Genomic DNA, 19371 nt, shown 5'->3' with positions numbered 1-19371 from the left:
GCTCGGATGCCGCCGAGCACGACCGTGATCGTATCCCTTGATGCCGAGCCCCATTACATGTGCTAGGCGAACAATACTATTGGCATTTACCACAAGGATAATTAGCATGATGAGCAAATCAACCAGGAGCATCGCCATGTACTTTCTGCGGAAACTGTTTGCCCTTGTCGCCACCGCCCTCGTGTTCGCCTCCGCATCCCACGCATCGGCCACTCCGGACGACGCCAAGGCGCTGGTCGACAAGGCCGTCGCGCACGTCAAGCAGGTCGGCGTCGAGCAGGCCTTCAAGGCATTCAACGATCCGGCCGGCCCCTGGGTGAAGGGCGAACTCTACATCCTCGTCTACGATTTCCAGGGCAACAACCTCGTCCTGGGCTCGAACCCGAAGATGAACGGCAAGAACCTGTGGGACATCAAGTCGCCGGACGGCAAATTCGTCGTGCGCGAGTTCGTCGATCTCGTGAAGGCCAAGGGCGCCGGCTGGATCGACTACCAGTGGTCCAACCCGGAATCCAAGAAGATCGAGAACAAGACCACCTACGTGACCCGGGTCCCCGGCATGGAAGCGATCATCGGCTGCGGCATCTACAAGAACTGACGCGATATCCTTCATAGACCAAGGGCGCGATCGCATGGCGGACGCGCCTTTTTTTGTGGGGTAGAACCATGAGACGCCTCGTTCTTGACCTTCCGATCACGGTCAAAACCGCCCTTGCCCCCGTCGTCACGATCGCCTTCATGATCGTCGTTTTCGTGACCGGCTATACGGCACTGCGCGACCAGAAACTCGCGATGGCGAGCCTTGTGACCGAGCGCTTTGCGACCTACGAGGCCGTGGCGGCGCTCGGCAACGAGTTGGCGACGACTCACGGCGCGATCTACCGGGTCATCGCCTGGGCGAACCACAAGGACGGGGCAAGCGCCTTGAAGCAACAGGCGCAGGAGCTGGCGACGCGGCTCGACAAGGTCGTGGCCGACGGCAAGGCGCTCGCCGCTTTCCCGCGTCTGACGAGCGAAGAAAGCAGCATGCTGGCGAGCACCAACACGGATCTGGCGGAATACGCCAAGTCGGCCAAGGACGCACTGGACATGGCCGATACCGACGCGGCCTTTTCGGCGATCTACATGGATGGGGCGAGCAAGGTCTTCGACCGGACCAACGCCGACCTCGGGAAACTGGTCGAGCACGAGAAGACGCTTGCGCGGCAGCAATATGAGCAAACTGCGGAAAGCTTCACCCGCAGCCAAACCGTGTTCGTCGCGGCGCTCACGCTGGCGGGGATCGTCGCGACCTTGCTAACGGCCTTGATGACGAGCCTGATGCGAAATGCGATTCGCGCGATCGAGTCTGCCGCGATCGATCTGGGCAACGGCGATCTCACGCGTCGTGTCGCGGTGCTGGGCAACGACGAGATCGGCCGCACGGCCCGGGCCTTCAACAACCTGATCGGCACGCTGCAGCAAACGCTGGGCAAGGTGCACGGGCATGCCAGCCAAGTGTCGACCGCAGCGACACAGCTGACTGCGACGGCCGGCAAGGTGGCGGAAAGCTCGGTGCAACAGAGCGACGCGGCGATGCAGACGGCGGCCGCGATCGAACAGCTGTCGGCAAGTGCCGAGCAGATCAACGCCAGCACGGAATCCCTGCGCGGCATTTCCAGCACGAGCCTCGAGCACACCCGGCGAGGAACCTCGAGCGTCACGGACCTGCAACGGGAAATGGGCACCGTCAGCCGGTTGGTGGACTCGATGAGCGGTGCGATCGACGAATTCGTCGCCAGCGCCCAGTCGATCAACCGCATGACCCAGGTCGTCAAGGAAATCGCCGACCAGACGAACCTGCTCGCCTTGAACGCCGCCATCGAGGCTGCCCGCGCCGGCGAACAGGGGCGCGGATTCGCCGTAGTCGCCGACGAGGTGCGCAAGCTTGCCGAAAAATCGAGCGCCACGGCCGGGGAAATCGAATCCGTCACCCAGGCCTTGAGCCTGCAGTCCGGGGATGTCCAGCGATCCATGCTGGCCGGCGCCGGCGCCTTGCAGTCCAGCCAGCAGCATCTGACGAACGTGACCGGCGTTCTCGAACTGGCTCACCGATCGGTCAACCAAACCGACCAAGGCGTAGACCAGATCGCCGACACCTTGTCGCAGCAGCAGCAAAGCAGTCTCGCGATCGCCGGCTACATCGAACGCATCGCCGAAATGGCCGAAGACAATAGGGGGTCGAGCGAGCAGGCCTCGACCGCGGCGCGCGAACTCGAAGGCCTGTCAGCCGATCTCCTCGGCGCCGTACAACGCTTTCGAGTGTGAACACGCTTCGCGCCGGTCAGACCTCGACCGGCGCGAAGCGGAACTTCCGAGCGGCCTCAGGCCGCGTGCTTCAGCTGCTTCTTGTACAGGAAGTCCATGATCGCAGAGCGGTAGCGCGCGAACTCGGGCTGTTCGGCAAGCGCCAGCCGGTCGCGCGGCCGCTCGAGCTTCACTTCCAGAATCTCGCCGATCATCGCCGCCGGGCCGTTGGTCAGCATCACCACGCGATCGGACAAGAGCACCGCCTCATCCACGTCGTGGGTCACCATCACCATCGTCGCCTTCGTCGCCGCCAGGATCTTCACCAACTCGTCCTGCAGCATCGCACGCGTCAGCGCGTCGAGCGCGCCGAAAGGCTCGTCCATCAGGAGAATCCTCGGCTCCATCGACAGCGCGCGGGCGATGCCGACGCGCTGCTTCATGCCGCCCGAGATCTCGTGCGGGAACTTCGTCTCGGCGTGCGACAGGCCGACCAGCGCGAGCGCGTCCTGCGTGCGCTGCTTCAACTTCGCCTTGCCCTCCTTCGCGCCGAACACGCGATCGACGGCGAGATAGACGTTGTCGTAGCAGGTCAGCCAGGGCAGCAGCGAGTGGTTCTGGAACACGACCGCACGCTCCGGACCAGGCCCGGCGATCTCGCGCTGGTCGCACAGCATCACGCCGGAGGTCGGTAGCGTCAGCCCGGCGATCAGGTTCAGCAGCGTCGACTTGCCGCAGCCCGAGTGCCCGATCAGGCTGATGCTCTCGCCTTCGTAGATGTCAAGGTTGATCCCCCGCAGTGCGGTGAAGGGGCCATTCTTCGTGTTGAAGGTCTGGCCGACGTTCTCGATCTGTACGATCTTCTTCATGATGGTCTCCTCCACCGCTCAGCGGTTTTCGTAGTTGAAGCGACGCGCCGCCAGCATCAGCGCCTGTTCCAGAATCAGACCGACCGTCCCGATCACGAAGATCGCGATGATGATGTGCTCGACCTTGAGGTTGTTCCACTCGTCCCACACCCAGAAACCGATGCCGACGCCGCCGGTGAGCATTTCCGCCGCGACGATCACGAGCCACGCCGTGCCGATCGAGAGCCGAATACCGGTCAGCATGTAGGGCAGCACCGCCGGGAAGAGGATCTTCGTGAAGATCTTCCACTCCGACAGGTTCAACACCCGCGCGACGTTCAGGTAGTCCTGCGGCACGCGCGTGACGCCCTGCGCAGTGTTGAGGATCATCGGCCAGATCGAGCAGATGAAGATCGTCCAGGTCGCGGCCGGGTCGGCGCGCTGGAACACCAGCAGGCCGATCGGCAGCCACGCGAGCGGCGACACCGGGCGCAGCAGGCTGATAATCGGGTTCATCATCTTCGCCAACACCGCGAAACGCCCCAGCATGAAGCCCGCGGGGATACCCACCAGCGCGGCAATGCCGAATCCGATCGCGACCCGCTGCAGCGAGGACAGCACGTTCCAGCCGATGCCCTGGTCGTTGGGACCGGCCCGGTAGAAGGGATCGGAGAAGATCTTCACCGCCGCGTCCCAGGTCTGCACCGGACCGGGAATGCCGCCCCCCTTCAGCGTCGCGAGGTACCACAGCCCGACCATCAGCGCGAGGCCGGCAATCGGCGGTAGCACCACCCCGGCGATCGCGCGCAACCACGCCGCACCATTGCCCTTGCGCCGGACGACCGGTATGTCCGCCGCCTTCGCTTCCGCCACCGCCTCCATGACCTCCCCCTTGCCTGCGCCGGCTCGCGCCGCCTTCAGGTCCACCACCTTCGTTGCCGCCACCTCGGCGCCGGCCATCGCCGGCCCATCGATCGTCGCTGTCGCACTCATCGCCCCGCCCTCCCGCTTACGCCTTGATCTTGAAGGCACCGGCGTACTTCGCCGGATCCTTGCCGTCGAACACGACGCCGTCGATCATCTTGTGGGTACGCATGTCGCTCTTCGGCAGCGACACGCCTGCCGCGGTCGCCGCCTGCTTGTAGATGTCGATGCGGTTGATCTGCTTCGCGATGGCGAGGTAGTCGACATCCTTGTCGAGCAGGCCCCAGCGGCGGTGCTGCGTCAGGAACCACATGCCGTCGCTGAGATAGGGGAAGTTCACCGCGCCGTCGTTGAAGAACTTCATGTAGTTCGGGTCGTCCCAGCTCTTGCCCAGGCCATTCGAATAGCGGCCGAGCATGCGCTCGAGGATCACGTCCATGTCGGTATTGACGTAGGACTTCTGCGCCACCGTCTCGGCGGTCGTCCGCCGGTTCGCGAGCGACGCGTCGATCCAGCGGCCGGCTTCGAGAATCGCCGCGGTCAGCGCACGGGCGCTGTTCGGGTTCTTCGAAACCCAGTCGGCCGTCGTGCCGAGCACCTTTTCCGGGTGATCGGTCCAGATGTCCTGGGTCGTCACGGCCGTAAAGCCGATCTTGTCCATGATCGCGCGGTTGTTCCACGGCTCGCCGACGCAGAAGCCGTCCATGTTGCCGACGCGCATGTTGGCGACCATCTGCGGCGGCGGCACGGTGATGACCTTGACGTCCTTCAGCGGATTGATGCCGTTCGCCGCGAGCCAGTAATACAGCCACATCGCGTGGGTGCCGGTCGGGAAAGTCTGCGCGAAGGTGTATTCGCCGGGCTTCGACGTGATCAGCTTCTTCAGGCTCGCGCCGTCGGTGACGCCCTGGTCTTTGAGTTTGTTCGCGAGCGTGATGGCCTGGCCGTTGTTGTTCAGCGTCATCAGCACGGCCATGTCCTTCTTCGGCCCGCCGATGCCGAGATGCACGCCATACACGAGGCCGTACAGAACGTGGGCTGCGTCGAGTTCGCCGGACACGAGCTTGTCGCGCACGGCGGCCCAGCTCGCTTCCTTGCTCGGGATGATCTTGATGCCGTACTTTTCGTCGAACTTCTGCACTGCGGCCATCACGACTGAGGAGCAATCCGTCAGCGGGATGAATCCCACGCGGATTTCCTTCTTCTCCGGTGCGTCCGATCCCGCTGCCCACGCGCCGCCGCTCACGCCCAATCCTGCAGACCCCATCATTGCTGCTCCTGAAAGCACCATCGTCCGCCGCATGAACTCCCGCCGCGTGACACCATTGTCATCGAACGCACTCATTTTCATCTCCCTGCAGGCCAGAAAAACAAAAACGGCGCACACCGCCTGCAGAAGGGTTCCTGCAGGGATGGACGCCGTTGTCCGTAGCTTGCACGGTCCCCGCATTGGAACCGGTCAATCTGCTGTCGAACCGCCGTTGATTCGACTCAAGCCTTCATAGCAGATGGCGTGCCAGGAGTGTATGACCGGTCCGAAACCATTGAACGACGCGGGTTTCAAAGAATCTTGGAACATTCGGACGCCGACAGGCGGCGCCCGCAGATCGCACTATTGCAGTGCACAAGACTTCCATGGCGCACCAGTTTGTGCGCGTCAAAGGGTGGGGATGGGGCGTCGCAGCGCCCGAAGCAGCGAGGAATCGCGGGCGAGCAGTGCCCGATGGACTTGCACGAGGGTCGCCCCGGCAGCAAGCCGCGCCTGGACCTCGGCGACCGAGTCGATCCCGCCGACGCTGATCACGCAAACGCCAGGACCAACGGCCTCCGAAACCATGTGGAGGATTGCGCAGGCATTGCGCCGCGCGTCCAGCCCTTCGGCCGATACGAGCAGACCATCCACGCCCGCGGCGACGAAAGCGTCCGCGACGTCGACGATGTGAGCGGCGTCGCCGCCGAGCCAGTGCGCTGGCAACTTGGCGACCAGCGGAAGCGGCCGCAGACGATGGCGCGCGAGTCGGTCGCGCAGTTGCGCCGCCGCCGTTGCCACCTCGGCGAAGCGCGCCGGCGACGGACAGTCGCGTCCCGGGTTGAGCGTCAGATAGTCGGCGGCGGCGTGAAGGGCCCGCAACGCCCGCAAGTAGGCTTCTTCTGCCGCATCCCAGGCCACATGCCGTGGCTTGCCAATGCTCACGCCGCAGCGCACGCCCCCTGCGATCGGTCGCGACAGAAACGGCAAGCCGTCCGCGACGGCGAGCGTGCCGATTTCCACCGCGCCGAGGCCGAGGCGGTGCGCGCAATCGAGCAGACGACCGCGCCGGTCGAAGCCCGCGGCGAGGCCGATCGGTGAGGGAAAACTCAGTCCCATCGTGAAGACAGAGGCTTTTCGATCCGCGAATTCCCCGCTGCCATCATCGATTCGTCGCGCGATACGCGGCAGGCGCGCCATGGCCCAGCGGGTGCGAAGCGCACGTGGCGTCATCGCCGGCGCACCCATCGGCATCAAGTTCCGCTAACGCAGCCTCGCCGCCGGGCGAAGGCGAGCAGGAAGCCGACGAGCGCATCGACCGCGCTGTCGGCGATCCCGTTGTAGAGGCTCACGCGCAGCCCGCCGACCTCGGGGTGTCCGCGCAGGTCGCGCAAGCCGACCGATTCGGCCGCATGCAGGAACAACGCGGTCTGCGGCTCGTCCGCGAGGCGGAAGCAGGGATTGATGAGCGAGCGGTGCCCTCGCTCGATGGGGATCTCGAACGTCCCCTCGCCTTCCGCGAGCGCGGCGTACACGGCGTCGCTGCGCCTTTGCGCGGCGCGGGCCATCGCGGCCACGCCTCCCCGCGCCTCGATCCAGTGCAGCATGCGGTGGGCGACAAAAATCGGGAACACGGGCGGCGTGCATAGCCGCGATTCGGCCGCGGCCTGCTGCGTATAGTCCATCACGCGCGGGGTTTCGGCGCGCGCCTGATGCAGCAGGCGGTCGTCGACGATCACCACCGTCAGGCCGGGCGTGCCGATCGTCTTCTGCGTGCCCGCATAAACCAGCGACAAGCGCGTGAAGTCCAGCGGCCGCGTCAGAAAGTCCGAAGTCATGTCCGCAACGAGCGGCACGGCCAAGGCGGGGAAGTCGTGAAACTGGAGACCGTCCGCCGTTTCGTTGCTCGTGATGTGGCAATAGGCGGCGCGCCGGTCGACCTGCCACTCCGCGGCATCCGGAACGCCCCCGAGCGCGCACGCCGCAATCGAAACCTCCGCGTAGCGCCTCGCCTCGGCGATTGCGCGGCGCGACCAGCAACCGCTATCAACGTAGGTCGCCCGCCCCTTCGTGCCCAGAAGGTTCAGCGGCACCACCGCGAACTGCGCACTCGCGCCGCCCGCGAGGAAGAGCACGCGAAAGCGGTCCGGGATGCCGAGCAGCCGGCGCAGACAGGCCTCGGTCTCTTCCTGCAAACGCCGAAAGGCCGGCGACGTGAAGGGCAGGCTCAGGATCGACGCCGCCCCGGGACGGCAAGCCTCCGCGACATCGCCTGCGACCTCGGGCGGCAAGGGGCCCGCTGCCGCGGAGAAGCTGAAACCCGGTTCGCTTCGCAGCGTCGCGACCGCGTCAACCGAAGAGCGCGACGCCATGCGTGCCGGCTCCCATCAAGAACAGCACCGGGATCGACAGCATCGTGTTCACCCGCGCGGACAGGAAAGTCACGCGCGACGCACGCAGCCGCTCGTCGATCGGCGCCGGCACGAAGCCCAGCACCCGCTTCTGATGCGGCCACAGCACGAACCACAGGTTGCACACCATCAGCGTCGCGATCCACATTCCCAGGCCGAGCGGTGCGAGCGACCCGTGCAGGCTTAGCGCATCGCCCAGCCAGCCACGGTGCCCCAGGATCAGCGCACCGCTGCCCCAGGTCAGCAGCGACGCATAGCGGAAGGTGCCGTGCTCGCGCTGCATCAGTGCGCGCTGGCGCGGACTTTCCGGGTCCGAGAGATCGGCCGCGGAGAGCGGCACATAACGGGGTCGCGTCACGGCCGTCGCGTAGTTGTGCCCGATCCACACCAGCGCGCCGAGAAAATGCAGCCAGCGCGCGACGACTTCGAACAGCATGCCTTCCATGACGAACTCCTTCAGGCGGCCAGCCGCAGCAGGCCGACGAGTGCCGCCGTCAGCGCGACGCCGAGCAGCACCGTGACCATCGAGGAATCGAGCAGCCTAAGCATGATCGCCCGCTCCGATCCGCTGCAGCCGCGCGTTGCCTTCGGTGCGCATCACGAGCGGCACGACGGTGCGCCCCGGCGCATGCGCACGAGCGACCGCATCGCCGATCAGGTGGTGGTGCGGAGAACGAGCACAGGCCGGATCCGTGTTCGCGGCGTCGCCGGTGAGCAGGAAAGCCTGGCAGCGGCAACCGCCGAAGTCGGTCTCCTTCTCGCTGCACGAGCGGCAGGGTTCGCGCATCCATTCGTCGCCGCGAAACTTGCGGAAGGTCGGCGAATCGTTCCACAGCCACGCGAGGCTCTTCTCGCGCACCGTCGGGAAGTCGAGCCCTGCGATCGCGCGGGCTTCCTGGCAGGGCATTGCCGCGCCGTCCGGGCCTATCGTCAAGTGGATCGCCCCCCAGCCGTTCATGCATGCCTTCGGCCGCCCCTCGTAGTAGTCGGGGATCACGAAATAGATCGTCATGCGGTCGCCCAGATGCTCGCGCGCCGCCTGCACCGCGCGCTCGGCCGCCTCGATCTGCCCCCGCGTCGGCAGCAACTCGTCACGGTTCAGCAGCGCCCAGTTGTAGTACTGGATGTTCGCGAACTCGAGGTAATCGACGCCGATGTCCGCCGCAAGATCGAGGATCTCGGCGACCTGACCGATGTTGTGACGGAACACCGGCACGTTGAGCACCATCGGAAAGCCGTGGGCTTTGATCATGCGCGCGACCTGCAGCTTCAGGTCGAACACGCGCGCGCCGACGAGACGGTCGGTCAGCTCGCGCTCGCTCGACTGCAGCGACAGCTGGATCTGCTTCAGGCCCGCCTCCTTCAGTTTCACGAGGCGCGCTTCGGTCAATCCCACGCCCGACGTGATCAGGTTCGTGTAGTAGCCGAGCGCATTCGCCTCCGCGACCAGTTCCTCGAGGTCGTCTCGCAGCAGCGGTTCGCCGCCGGTGAAACCGAGCTGCAAGGCGCCCAGTTCGCGTCCTTCGCGCAACACGCGCTTCCATTCGTCGGTCGACAGCTCCTCGCCCTTGCGGCGCGCGTAGTCGACCGGATTGCTGCACCACGGACACTTCAGCGGGCACTCGTAGGTTAGCTCGAGCACCAGCCACAGCGGCTTGCCCTGCCCGTCAAGCCTGACGACGGATCCATCCTTTGGCACGGAACACCTCCAGAAACTTGTAGACGCCCCCAGCGACACGATCGTCGTCGCCCGGATAGCGCGCTTGCAGCGCCGCCACGATATCGGCCACGCTGCGACCGTCGCAGTGCTCGATGATTTCGGCCGCCGTCCGATTCAACTTCACGATGCCTTCGGGGTAGAGCAGGACATGAGCGTCCTGGGTCGGCTCCCAACGGAAGAGGTACATCGGATTGAGGCCGAAGCGGTCCTCGGCAGTGAGTAGACTCGTCTCGTTCATGCGGAACACTCCTTCGCGACAGGGGCGGCACGGGGCCGCCCCGGAACGTCAGCGCACGTAGACGTAGGCCGTCACTTCGAAACCAAGACGGATGTCGCAATAGGCGGGATCGATCCACTGCATGGGGTGCCTCCTCGTTTGGCGGTGATTGAGCGGACCGGCCGGACGACCGATCCGCAGCCATCATCGCAGCCCTGCCCGTGCGGCAGAAACCCGAGAATCAGGAGGCTTTCCTCGCGGCAATCATGGAACGAGGGTCGGGAAAATCATGATTTTCGCCGCGAATCGGCGCTTTTGATACGGATCAAGGCGCGGCGGATTCGCACCGTTGCGGTGCCGGAAAATGAAGCGGTGCACCATCGCGGCGCACCGGCGCATCGTCAGAGGAGGTACTTCGCCATGTCGAGAAGATCCTGCGCGACCGCCGCCATCGGCTTCGCCCGCTCCATCGCGAGCTTACGCAGCGCGGCGTAGGCTTCCTCCTCCCCCATGCCGCGGGATTTCATCAAGAGGCCTTTCGCGCGCTCGATCAGCTTGCGCTCAGAGAGCTTCTTCGTCGCTGCCGCGAGTTCCGCGCGCACCGACTGGTGCTCCTCGAAACTCGCCACCGCCACGTCGATCACAGGCTTGAGCCGCTGGGGATCCAGCCCGTCGACGACGTAGGTCGACACGCCCGCCTTGACCGCGGCGCGGATCGTGTCCTGATCGCCTTCCTGCGCGAAGATGATCACCGGGCGCGGCATCGCCGCGTTCATCACCGCGAGGTTCTCCAGGGTGTCGCGCGACGGAGAGTCGGTTTCGATCAGGATCACGTCGGGCCGGATGGCCTCGATCTGCGCCGTCAGATCGGCGGACGAGGCCAGCACCGCGGCCACCTGATGGCCGGCGAGTGCGAGGCCGGCGCAGATTTCTGCCGCACGGCTACGGGATTCATCGATGACGAGTACGCGGAGCATGCTTCAAGCCTAGCAAAAACCGCACCGCCCCTGGTGCGAAGAATTCACTCAGACGCCGCGTTGACGCCGCGCCTCAAAAAGACAGATGCCGCTCGCGACCGAGACGTTCAGGCTTTCGACCGTGCCGAGCATCGGAATGCTCGCGAGTTCGTCGCAGGTCTCGCGCGTCAGGCGCCGCAGACCGTCGCCTTCGGCGCCCAGCACCCACGCGACCGGCCCCTTCTGGTCGATCTCGTAGAGCGACTTCTCGGCCTCGCCGGCCGCGCCGACCACCCAGATGCCGGCCTCCTGCATCTCGCGCAACGCGCGGGCGAGGTTCGTCACGGTGATGTAGGGCACCGAATCCGCCGCCCCGCTCGCGACCTTCACCGCCGTCGCGTTGAGGCCCACCGCGCGATCCTTCGGCGCGACCACCGCATGCACGCCCGCGGCGTCCGCCACGCGCAGACAGGCGCCCAGATTGTGCGGATCCTGCACGCCGTCGAGCACGAGGATCAGCGCGTTCTCCTCCAGCGAATCGAGCACGTCCGCGAGCTTGATGTCGCGATTGCGCGCGTCGACTCGTGCAACCACGCCCTGATGGCGGCGCGTGCCGACCATGCCGTCGAGGCGGTCGGCCTCGGCCTGGATCAGCCGCACCTGCTGCGATTCGGCCAAGCGAACGACATCCTTCGCGCGCGCGTCGGTGCGGCTCGCCGACAGGTAGAGTTCGAACACCCCTTCCGGGTCACGGCGCAGCTTGCCCAACACCGCATGAAATCCGTAGATCAGCCGCGAGTCGGCTCGCCCGCCCGGAGAATCCTGCGTCTTGCTCGCGTCCTGCGGACGGGAACGGCCCGATGATTTTTCAGCCACGGCTCTTGCCTTTCTTCCTTGATGCTTCCGGTTTGTCCTTTTGCACGCCCGCAGCCTTCCTGGGGGCCTTGCCCCCTTCGGCCGCCTTCGCGCGCTTGCCTGCCGGCGCGGATTTCTTCGCACCGGACTTCTTCCCCGCGCCGTCGCCGCCCATATCCAGGGCACTGCTCATCGCCGCTTGTGCGACGGCCGCCACCTTCTGCAAGGGCGACTCGACGCTCGCCTCCGTCGGCGACATCGCCACCGACTCGGCCTTGCGGGTGCGATCGCGTCCCGTCTTGCCGACGCGCTCGGTCGGCCGCTCCGCGCCTTCGATCAGGCGGAAATCGATCTTCGACGTTTCCAGATCGACGCGCACGACCTGCACCCGCACGCGGTCGGAGAGGCGGTGACGGACGCTGGTGCGCTCGCCGGCCAGCTCGTGGCGCGTCTCGTCGTAGTGGAAATAGTCGCTGCCGAGTTCCGAAATGTGGACCAGCCCCTCGATAAAGATGTCGTCGAGGGCGACGAAGAGGCCGAAGGGTACCACTGCCGACACGCTGCCGGAAAATTCCTCTCCGACCTTGTCCTGCATGTAGTAGCACTTCAGCCACGCCACGACGTCGCGAGTCGCATCGTCCGCGCGACGCTCGGTCGCCGAGCAGTGCAGTCCGATCTCCTCCCAGTTACCCGCCTCGTAACGCTCGCCGGCGAGCACCGCCTTGATCGCGCGATGCACCAGCAGGTCCGGGTAGCGCCGGATTGGCGAGGTGAAGTGCGTGTAGGCCTCGTAGGCGAGGCCGAAGTGGCCGACGTTTTCCGGGCTGTATACGGCTTGGCGCAAGGAACGCAGCATTACCGTCTGCAGTAGCTGCGCATCCGGCCGGTCCTTGACCTTGTCGAGCAGCTTCGCATAATCGCCCGCCTTCGGATCGTCACCGCCGCCAACGCCCAGCCCGAACTCGGCGAGAAAACCGCGCAGCTTTTCGAGCTTCTCCGGCGTCGGCCCCTCGTGCACGCGATACAGCGCCGGATGCTCGCGCGATTGCAGGAAGTCGGACGCGCAGACGTTCGCCGCCAGCATGCACTCCTCGATCAGGCGATGCGCGTCATTGCGCACCTCCGGCACGATGCGCTCGATCTTGCCGCCCTCGTCGAAAATCATGCGCGTTTCGGTCGTCTCGAAGTCGATCGCGCCCCGTTTTGCGCGTGCCTTCAGCAGCACGCGGAAGAGCCTGTCGAGATTCTCGAGGTTGGGCAGCAAGGCGCCAACCGTCTCGACCGCCGCGGGGTCCTTGTCGTACAGCGCCGCCGCGACCTGCGTATAGGTCAGGCGCGCGTGCGAGAACATCACCGCCGGGTAGAAACGATAGGCCTTGATCGCGCCGGTCATCGACAGGGACATGTCGCACACCATGCACAGGCGCTCGACCTGCGGGTTGAGCGAGCACAAGCCGTTGCTGAGCTTTTCCGGCAGCATCGGGATCACGCGACGCGGGAAGTACACCGAATTGCCGCGATCGTAGGCACCGCTGTCGAGCGCACTGCCCGGCTGCACGTAATGCGACACATCGGCGATCGCGACGATCAACCGATAGCCGCGCCCCTGGCGCTCGCAATACACCGCGTCGTCGAAATCCTTCGCCGTCTCGCCGTCGATCGTCACCAGCGGCAATTTCGTGATGTCCTCGCGCCCGGCCCAGTCCATCTTGCGCACCTTAAGCGGCAATTTTCGCGTGTCGGCCTTCGCCTCGGGCGAGAACTCGAAAGGCAGTTCGTGCTTGCGCAGCGCGATCTCGATCTCCATTCCCGGATCGGCGTAGTTGCCGAGCACCTCGATCACCCGCCCGGCGGGCTGCACGAACTTGGTCGGCTGCTCGACCAGTTCGACGGTCACGACCTGCCCCGGCGTCGCCTTCTTCCCGCCCGGCACCACGAGGACGTCCTGCGGGATGCGGCGGTCTTCCGGCACCACCACCAGCACCCCGTGCTGGTCGCGCACACGCCCGACGATGCGCGTGTTGGCGCGCTCCAGGATTTCGACGACCTTTCCTTCCGGCCGGCCGCGCCGGTCGACGCCCGTGATGCGCGCGATCACGCGGTCGCCGTGCAGCACCTCCCGCATCTCGCGGGGGCCGAGGAAGACATCGGGCTTACCGTCGTCGCGGATCAGGAAGCCGAAGCCGTCGGCATGGCCCTGCACCCGCCCGCGGATCAGGTCCGCCTTGTCGGGCAGCAGATAGGCATCACGCCGGTTGCGCAACAGCTGGCCGTCGCGCTGCATCGCGCGCAGGCGTCGCTCGAAGAGTCCCGCCTCGTTTTCAGCCACATCGAGCGCCGCGCACAACTCCCCGAAGCTTAGCGGCACGCCGTGTTCGGCGAGCGTCTGCTCGATGTACTCGCGACTCGGCAGCGGGTTTTCGTATTCGGCGGCTTCGCGTTCATAGAACGGATCGGCCCGACGGATAGGGCTCGGCATGGCTTCGGCCGGCCGCTTCGAATTCTTCGCGACCTTCGGTTTTGTATTTTTTGTTTTTTCAGTCATTGACATTCTCTAATGAGGGCTTATAATGCGCGGCTCTTGCCCAGATGGCGGAATTGGTAGACGCACTAGTTTCAGGTACTAGCGCCGCGAGGCGTGGAGGTTCGAGTCCTCTTCTGGGCACCAGTTTCACGGAAAAGCCGACCATAGCGTCGGCTTTTTTGTTGTCCACACGCGGCGCACAGCCTCGCCCTCGATACACCGTCACACAAGGCCACGCCGACGATACATTGCGGGATTGCCGATAGTGCAAAAAGACCCTTTGCGAAAAGCTCGAGCATCGCTATAATGCGCGCTCTTGCCCAGATGGCGGAATTGGTAGACGCACTAGTTTCAGGTACTAGCGCTGCGAGGCGTGGAGGTTCGAGTCCTCTTCTGGGCACCAAAACAAAAGGAAAGCCGGTCAATCGACCGGCTTTTTCTTTTTGTAGCGCCCGCTGCGCCAACAAACCCGAGCGGCAAGCGGGCATCAGACGCCACACGCCGCCCCACCCGCAGCCCGGCACTCGGGCCGAATCCTGCTGGCGGGCGGTGATGGCGAATTCGTTCAAGCGCGCTCAGGCTCCGAACGGGTGACGGCGCAGGATCGTTTCATCGCGTTCCGGACCGGTCGAAATGACGTCGATCGGAACCTCGATGATTTCCTCGATGCGATGCAGGTAGGCACGCGCCTCCTGCGGCAGCGCGTCCCAGCTCTGCGCACCGAAGGTCGTGCCGCTCCAGCCCGCCATCGTCTCGTAGATCGGCTCGCAGCGCGTGACTTCCTCCGAACCCATCGGCAGCAGGTCGACGCGCTGACCGTCGAGCATGTAGCCGGTGCAGAGCTTGAGCTCGGTCAGCCCATCGAGCACGTCGAGCTTGGTGATGCACAGGCCCGTCACGCCGTTGATGATGATCGAACGCTTGAGCGCAGCGAGGTCCAGCCAGCCGCAGCGGCGCTTGCGCCCCGTGACGGTGCCGAATTCGCGGCCCTTGGTCGACATCTGGTAGCCCGGCACGCCGGCGGTCTCGATGTCCAGCTCGGTCGGGAAGGGACCGCCGCCAACGCGCGTGCAGTAGGCCTTGGTGATGCCCAGCACGTAGTGCAGACGGCCCGGACCGACGCCCGACCCCGCCGCAGCCTGACCGGCAACGCAGTTGCTGGAGGTCACGAAGGGATAAGTGCCATGGTCGATGTCGAGCAGCGTACCTTGCGCGCCTTCGAACAGCAGGCTGCCGCCGGACTTATTCACGGCGTACAGCTCGGCCGACACATCGGCGACCATCGGGCGGATCTCATCGGCGTCGGCCATCGCCTGGTCGAACACCGGCTGGAACTCGACCGCCTCGGCGCCCAAGTGCTGGGTCAGCACGAAATTGTGGTATTCGAGGTTCGCGCGCAGCTTCTCGGCGAAACGCTCTTTATCGAAAAGGTCATAGACGCGCAGCGCACGGCGGGCGACCTTGTCCTCGTAGGTCGGGCCGATGCCCTTACCGGTCGTGCCGATCTTGTCGCAAGCGGCCTTGGCGGCCTCGCGCGCGCGGTCGAGCGCCGAGTGGTAGCCGAGGATCAGCGGGCAGCCCGGGCTGATGCGCAGGCGCTCGCGCACCTTGATGCCGCCAGCTTCCAGCGTGCGGATTTCCGACAGCAGGTGATGCGTGTCGAGCACGACGCCGTTGCCGATGTAGCAGGCCACGCCTTCGCGCACGATGCCGGACGGCACGAGGTTCAGCTTGTATTCGTTGGCGCCGATCACCAGCGTATGGCCGGCGTTGTGACCGCCCTGGAAACGCACCACGCCCTTGGCGTGATCCGTCAGCCAGTCAACGATCTTGCCCTTGCCCTCGTCGCCCCACTGGGTACCGACAACCACCACGTTCTTTGCCATTTACTTCATTCTCCCTGAAGCGCCTCGACCGCCCAGCGGCCGTCGCGCTTGATGAGTTGCCGGTCGCAACCGGCCTCCTTCCAGCTTCCCTCGTGCCCGGGCAGAGCCGTCATCACCACTTCGCCCACAGCACGCAAGTTCGCCACCACGCCCGCCAGTTCCGCATCGCCACCGGCCGGAGCCAGAATCGCCCCCGCCTGGGGCGCAGCGGGCAGGCCCAGCGCCAATTCACGCAGATCGAGGCTGAAGCCCGTCGCCGGCCGGCTGCGGCCGAACGCCCGGCCGATGCCGTCGTAGCGCCCGCCGAGGGCAAGCGCCGCAGGCGAGCCGCTGCCGTACGCGGCGAACACCACTCCGTTGTGATAGTGGTAACCGCGCAGGTCGGCAAGGTCGAAACTGATCGGCAGATCGGCCAGCGCTTCGGAAAGCCTCGCCAGATCGTCGAGCGCGGCGCCGATTTCGGCGTCCTGCGGCAGCCGCGCACGCGCGGCTTCGATCACTTCAGCGCCGCCGTACAGCGTCGGCAGCGCAAGCAGCGCGGAGCGCACCGGCTCCGCGACCTCGGCGAGCAGTTCGCCCAAACCCGGCACATCCTTCGCCTGCAGCAGCGCAAACAAGGTTTCCTCGCGCTCGGGCACCATCCCGGCACGGGCCGCGAGCACGCGGAAGATGCCGACGTGCCCGAGATCGATACGGCTTGCCGGCACTTCGGCGAGGCGCATCACCTCGGACAGCAGGCGCACGATCTCGATGTCGGCGTCGATACCCGAATGGCCATACAGCTCGGCACCGAGCTGCAGCGGCTCGCGCGTCGCCGTCAGCGACGACGGCAGCGCATGCAGCACGCTCGCGCAGTAGCAGAGGCGGGTCACGCCCGCGCGATTGAGCAGGTGCGCGTCGATACGCGCAACCTGCGGCGTCATGTCCGCGCGCACCCCCATCGTGCGACCCGACAACTGATCGACGAGCTTGAAGGTACGCAGCTTCAGATCCGGCCCCGCTCCGGTGGTCAGGGAATCCAGGTACTCGAGCAGCGGCGGCATCACGAGCTGGTAGCCGTGACTGCGGAACGCATCCAGCAGCCGGCGGCGCAGCCGCTCGAGCTGTTCCGCTTCAGCGGGAAGCGCGTCCTGGATGTAATCGGGAAGAACCCAGCGCATAGATACCTACATCACCAAAAACAACAGCACGACCCCGCACAGCATCGAAACCAGCCCGATGAACCGGATCTGGCCGTTGGCCATTTGCGCGAGCCGCAAAAAAGTTTCGCGCCAGGCGGCTGGCGCGAGAAACGGTACGAGGCCTTCCATCACCAACATCAGTGCGAAGGCCGTGAGCAGCTTGGAACCCATCGGATCAGTTCTTCTTGCCTCCGCCGGAGTCCTTCATGAACTTGAAGAATTCGGAGCTCGGATCGACCACCAGCACGTCGTTCTTGCTCGCGAAGCTTTCGCGGTAGGCCTCGAGGCTGCGGTAAAAGGAGTAGAACTCCGGATTCTGGCCGTAGGCCTGCGCATAGATGCCGGTGGCCTTGGCGTCGCCTGCGCCCTTGGTCTGCTGCGCCTCGCGATAGGCCTCGGCAACGATGACTTCGCGCTGGCGGTCGGCGTCGGCGCGGATCTTCTCGGCGATCGCGCCGCCCTCGGAACGCAACTCGTTGGCGACACGCTTGCGCTCGGCCTCCATGCGGCGATAGACCGACTCGGACACCTCGAGCGGCAGATCGACGCGCTTCAGGCGCACGTCGAGGATCTGCACGCCGATCTTGCGCGCGTCCTGATCGGCGCGGCTGCGCATGTCTTCCATGATCTGGTCCCGTGCGCCGGACACCACATCATGCACGGTACGGCGGCCGAATTCCTCGCGCAGGCCAGCATTGACGGCCTGCAGCAGACGCGTGCGCGCGCGCGACTCGTCGCCCAGCACCGAAACGTAATACAGCGTCGGATCGACGATGCGCCACTTCACGAAGTGGTCGACCAGCACGTTCTTCTTCTCGGCCGTGATGAAGCGTTCCGGCTCCGGCGTATCCATCGTCAGGATGCGGCGGTCGAAGTAACGGACGTTCTGGATCAGCGGCCACTTGAAGTTCAGGCCGGGCGAGCTGATGACTTCCTTGACTTGCCCGAGCTGGAACACGACGGCGAACTGCCGCTGATCCACGGTGAACAGCGACATCGAGGCCAACGCGCCGGCAAACAGCAGCACGCCGGCGGCTACGGTCATACGATCTCTCATCAGCGTTCTCCCCGCTCGCGGTCGCGTACGTCACGGCTACGCGGATCAGCGGAACTGTCCGCACGTGCGCCGCCGGCAGCCGGAGCCGTCGCTGCGGGCGCAGGCGGCGAGGACTCGTGCCCGCCCTGCCCGCCGGCCGAATGCATCAGCTTGTCGAGCGGCAGATACAACAGGTTGCCGCCGGCCTTGGTATCGATCATCACCTTGCTGCTGCGGGTCATGACTTGCTGCATCGTGTCGAGGTAGAGCCGCTCGCGGGTGACTTCCGGCGCGCGACGGTATTCGCCGAGCACCTGCGTGAATCGCGCAGCCTCGCCTTCGGCGTTCGCGACGACACGCGCACGGTAGGCGTTGGCCTCTTCAAGCAGGCGAGATGCGGTGCCGCGGGCGCGCGGAATCACGTCGTTGGCATAGGCCTCGCCTTCGTTGCGCAGGCGCTCGCGGTCCTGTCCGGCCTTCACGGCGTCGTCGAAGGCCGCCTGGACTTGCTCCGGCGGCTGCGCGTTCTGCATCGTGACGCGGCTGATCTGGATCCCGGTATCGTAGCGATCGAGGATCTTCTGGATCGACTCCTGCGCCGCAGCCGCGATCTGCTCGCGCCCTTCGTAGAGCACGAAGTCCATCTTGCTCTTGCCGACGATCTCGCGCATCGCCGTCTCGGCGGCCTGCGTCACGGCCTCGTCCGGATAGCGGTTGTTGAAGAGGAACTTCTCCGGACTGGTCAGGATGTACTGGACGGCGAACTGGATGTTGATGATGTTTTCGTCGTCGGTGAGCATCAGCGCTTCGCGCAGCACCTTGTTGCGCTCGGTACCACGGTAGCCGATTTCGACCGTGCGAACGCCGCCGACATCGACGACGTCGCTGGTCTCGACCGGGTACGGCAGGCGCCAGCGCAGACCGGGCTCGGTGGTCTCGACGTATTTGCCGAAACGCAGCACGACCCCGCGCTGGTTGGCGTCGACGATGTAGAAGCCGCTCGCGAGCCAGACGGCGCCGACCAGCGCCGCGAGCACACCCATGCCGCCCCCGAACTGCCGGAAGGAAACCTTCGGCAACTGCGGACCATTGCCATCGCCGCCGGTGCGCGGCCCACGCTTGCCGGCCAGCATGCCGGACAGACGCCGGTTGAAATCTCGCCACAGGTCCTCGAGGTCAGGCGGCCCCTGATTCGCGCCGCGATCGTCGTCGCCGCGCTTGCCGTCGCCATTCCCCTGGTTGCCCCAGCGTGGATCGTTGAGTGACATTAGAACGCCC

General features: G+C 65.5%; 19 protein-coding genes and 2 tRNA genes. 4 read left to right on the top strand and 17 right to left on the bottom strand.

Annotated elements, in window-relative coordinates:
* Window positions 1–136: 136 nt before the first annotated feature.
* On the top strand, window positions 137–598 hold the full coding sequence (locus tag AZKH_RS04110; RefSeq protein WP_041655889.1) for a cache domain-containing protein: 462 nt from the start codon (window positions 137–139) through the stop codon (window positions 596–598).
* Between the two features lie 68 nt (window positions 599–666).
* On the top strand, window positions 667–2307 hold the full coding sequence (locus tag AZKH_RS26145; RefSeq protein WP_015434476.1) for a methyl-accepting chemotaxis protein: 1641 nt from the start codon (window positions 667–669) through the stop codon (window positions 2305–2307).
* Window positions 2308–2363: 56 nt separating this feature from the next.
* Here AZKH_RS26145 and AZKH_RS04100 read toward each other — a convergent pair whose 3' ends face one another.
* From AZKH_RS04100 to rnr, 12 genes are all read right to left on the bottom strand, one after another.
* Window positions 2364–3155: an ABC transporter ATP-binding protein gene (locus tag AZKH_RS04100; RefSeq protein WP_015434475.1), complete on the bottom strand. Its 792-nt coding sequence runs from the start codon at window positions 3153–3155 to the stop codon at window positions 2364–2366.
* Between the two features lie 18 nt (window positions 3156–3173).
* Window positions 3174–4127 (bottom strand): nitrate ABC transporter permease, encoded by a 954-nt coding sequence (ntrB, locus tag AZKH_RS04095; protein ID WP_015434474.1) that lies wholly within the window; start codon window positions 4125–4127, stop codon window positions 3174–3176.
* 16 nt (window positions 4128–4143) lie between these two features.
* Complete coding sequence (locus tag AZKH_RS04090; protein ID WP_369795112.1) at window positions 4144–5361, bottom strand: CmpA/NrtA family ABC transporter substrate-binding protein; 1218 nt, start codon at window positions 5359–5361, stop codon at window positions 4144–4146.
* 354 nt (window positions 5362–5715) lie between these two features.
* On the bottom strand, window positions 5716–6540 hold the full coding sequence (locus tag AZKH_RS04085) for a dihydroorotate dehydrogenase (protein WP_231874464.1): 825 nt from the start codon (window positions 6538–6540) through the stop codon (window positions 5716–5718).
* A gap of 20 nt (window positions 6541–6560) precedes the next feature.
* A complete protein-coding gene (gene serC / locus AZKH_RS04080) occupies window positions 6561–7679 on the bottom strand; it encodes a 3-phosphoserine/phosphohydroxythreonine transaminase (RefSeq protein ID WP_015434471.1) in 1119 nt (372 codons plus the stop codon).
* Complete coding sequence (locus AZKH_RS04075) at window positions 7657–8163, bottom strand: membrane protein (protein ID WP_015434470.1); 507 nt, start codon at window positions 8161–8163, stop codon at window positions 7657–7659. Before AZKH_RS04075 ends, serC begins: the two co-directional genes overlap by 23 nt.
* Window positions 8164–8259: 96 nt before the next feature.
* Window positions 8260–9417: a pyrroloquinoline quinone biosynthesis protein PqqE gene (gene pqqE / locus AZKH_RS04070; RefSeq protein WP_015434469.1), complete on the bottom strand. Its 1158-nt coding sequence runs from the start codon at window positions 9415–9417 to the stop codon at window positions 8260–8262.
* Window positions 9386–9676, bottom strand: a complete 291-nt coding sequence (pqqD, locus tag AZKH_RS04065) for a pyrroloquinoline quinone biosynthesis peptide chaperone PqqD (protein ID WP_015434468.1) — start codon at window positions 9674–9676, stop codon at window positions 9386–9388. The genes pqqE and pqqD overlap by 32 nt, the downstream gene beginning before the upstream one ends.
* A gap of 48 nt (window positions 9677–9724) precedes the next feature.
* The gene (pqqA, locus tag AZKH_RS27955; RefSeq protein WP_083903151.1) at window positions 9725–9799 is read right to left on the bottom strand and encodes a pyrroloquinoline quinone precursor peptide PqqA; all 75 of its coding nucleotides are present in this window, start codon (window positions 9797–9799) and stop codon (window positions 9725–9727) included.
* A gap of 257 nt (window positions 9800–10056) precedes the next feature.
* Window positions 10057–10632, bottom strand: a complete 576-nt coding sequence (locus AZKH_RS04060; protein WP_015434467.1) for an ANTAR domain-containing response regulator — start codon at window positions 10630–10632, stop codon at window positions 10057–10059.
* Window positions 10633–10680: 48 nt separating this feature from the next.
* Complete coding sequence (gene rlmB, locus AZKH_RS04055) at window positions 10681–11403, bottom strand: 23S rRNA (guanosine(2251)-2'-O)-methyltransferase RlmB (protein ID WP_156822179.1); 723 nt, start codon at window positions 11401–11403, stop codon at window positions 10681–10683.
* 76 nt (window positions 11404–11479) lie between these two features.
* A complete protein-coding gene (gene rnr, locus AZKH_RS04050) occupies window positions 11480–13945 on the bottom strand; it encodes a ribonuclease R (RefSeq protein WP_015434465.1) in 2466 nt (821 codons plus the stop codon).
* A gap of 104 nt (window positions 13946–14049) precedes the next feature.
* Between rnr and AZKH_RS04045 the strand changes: the two genes are divergently transcribed.
* Both AZKH_RS04045 and AZKH_RS04040 read left to right on the top strand, forming a co-directional pair.
* Window positions 14050–14134, top strand: a tRNA-Leu gene (locus tag AZKH_RS04045).
* Between the two features lie 174 nt (window positions 14135–14308).
* Window positions 14309–14393, top strand: a tRNA-Leu gene (locus AZKH_RS04040).
* A gap of 172 nt (window positions 14394–14565) precedes the next feature.
* Here the strand turns inward: AZKH_RS04040 and AZKH_RS04035 are convergent.
* The 5 genes from AZKH_RS04035 to hflK are packed head-to-tail and all read right to left on the bottom strand — an operon-like array spanning window position 14566 to window position 19361.
* Complete coding sequence (locus tag AZKH_RS04035; RefSeq protein WP_015434464.1) at window positions 14566–15876, bottom strand: adenylosuccinate synthase; 1311 nt, start codon at window positions 15874–15876, stop codon at window positions 14566–14568.
* 5 nt (window positions 15877–15881) lie between these two features.
* Window positions 15882–17036, bottom strand: coding sequence for an ATP phosphoribosyltransferase regulatory subunit (locus AZKH_RS04030; RefSeq protein ID WP_015434463.1), 1155 nt, complete (start codon window positions 17034–17036; stop codon window positions 15882–15884).
* 6 nt (window positions 17037–17042) lie between these two features.
* Window positions 17043–17228 (bottom strand): DUF2065 domain-containing protein, encoded by a 186-nt coding sequence (locus tag AZKH_RS04025; protein WP_015434462.1) that lies wholly within the window; start codon window positions 17226–17228, stop codon window positions 17043–17045.
* 4 nt (window positions 17229–17232) lie between these two features.
* Complete coding sequence (hflC, locus tag AZKH_RS04020; RefSeq protein ID WP_041655887.1) at window positions 17233–18114, bottom strand: protease modulator HflC; 882 nt, start codon at window positions 18112–18114, stop codon at window positions 17233–17235.
* A complete protein-coding gene (gene hflK, locus AZKH_RS04015) occupies window positions 18114–19361 on the bottom strand; it encodes an FtsH protease activity modulator HflK (protein ID WP_015434460.1) in 1248 nt (415 codons plus the stop codon). The genes hflC and hflK overlap by 1 nt, the downstream gene beginning before the upstream one ends.
* Window positions 19362–19371 lie beyond the last annotated feature (10 nt).

The sequence above is a fragment of the Azoarcus sp. KH32C genome, assembly GCF_000349945.1.
Lineage (GTDB): Bacteria > Pseudomonadota > Gammaproteobacteria > Burkholderiales > Rhodocyclaceae > Aromatoleum.
This window is presented reverse-complemented; position numbering and strand designations above follow the sequence as displayed.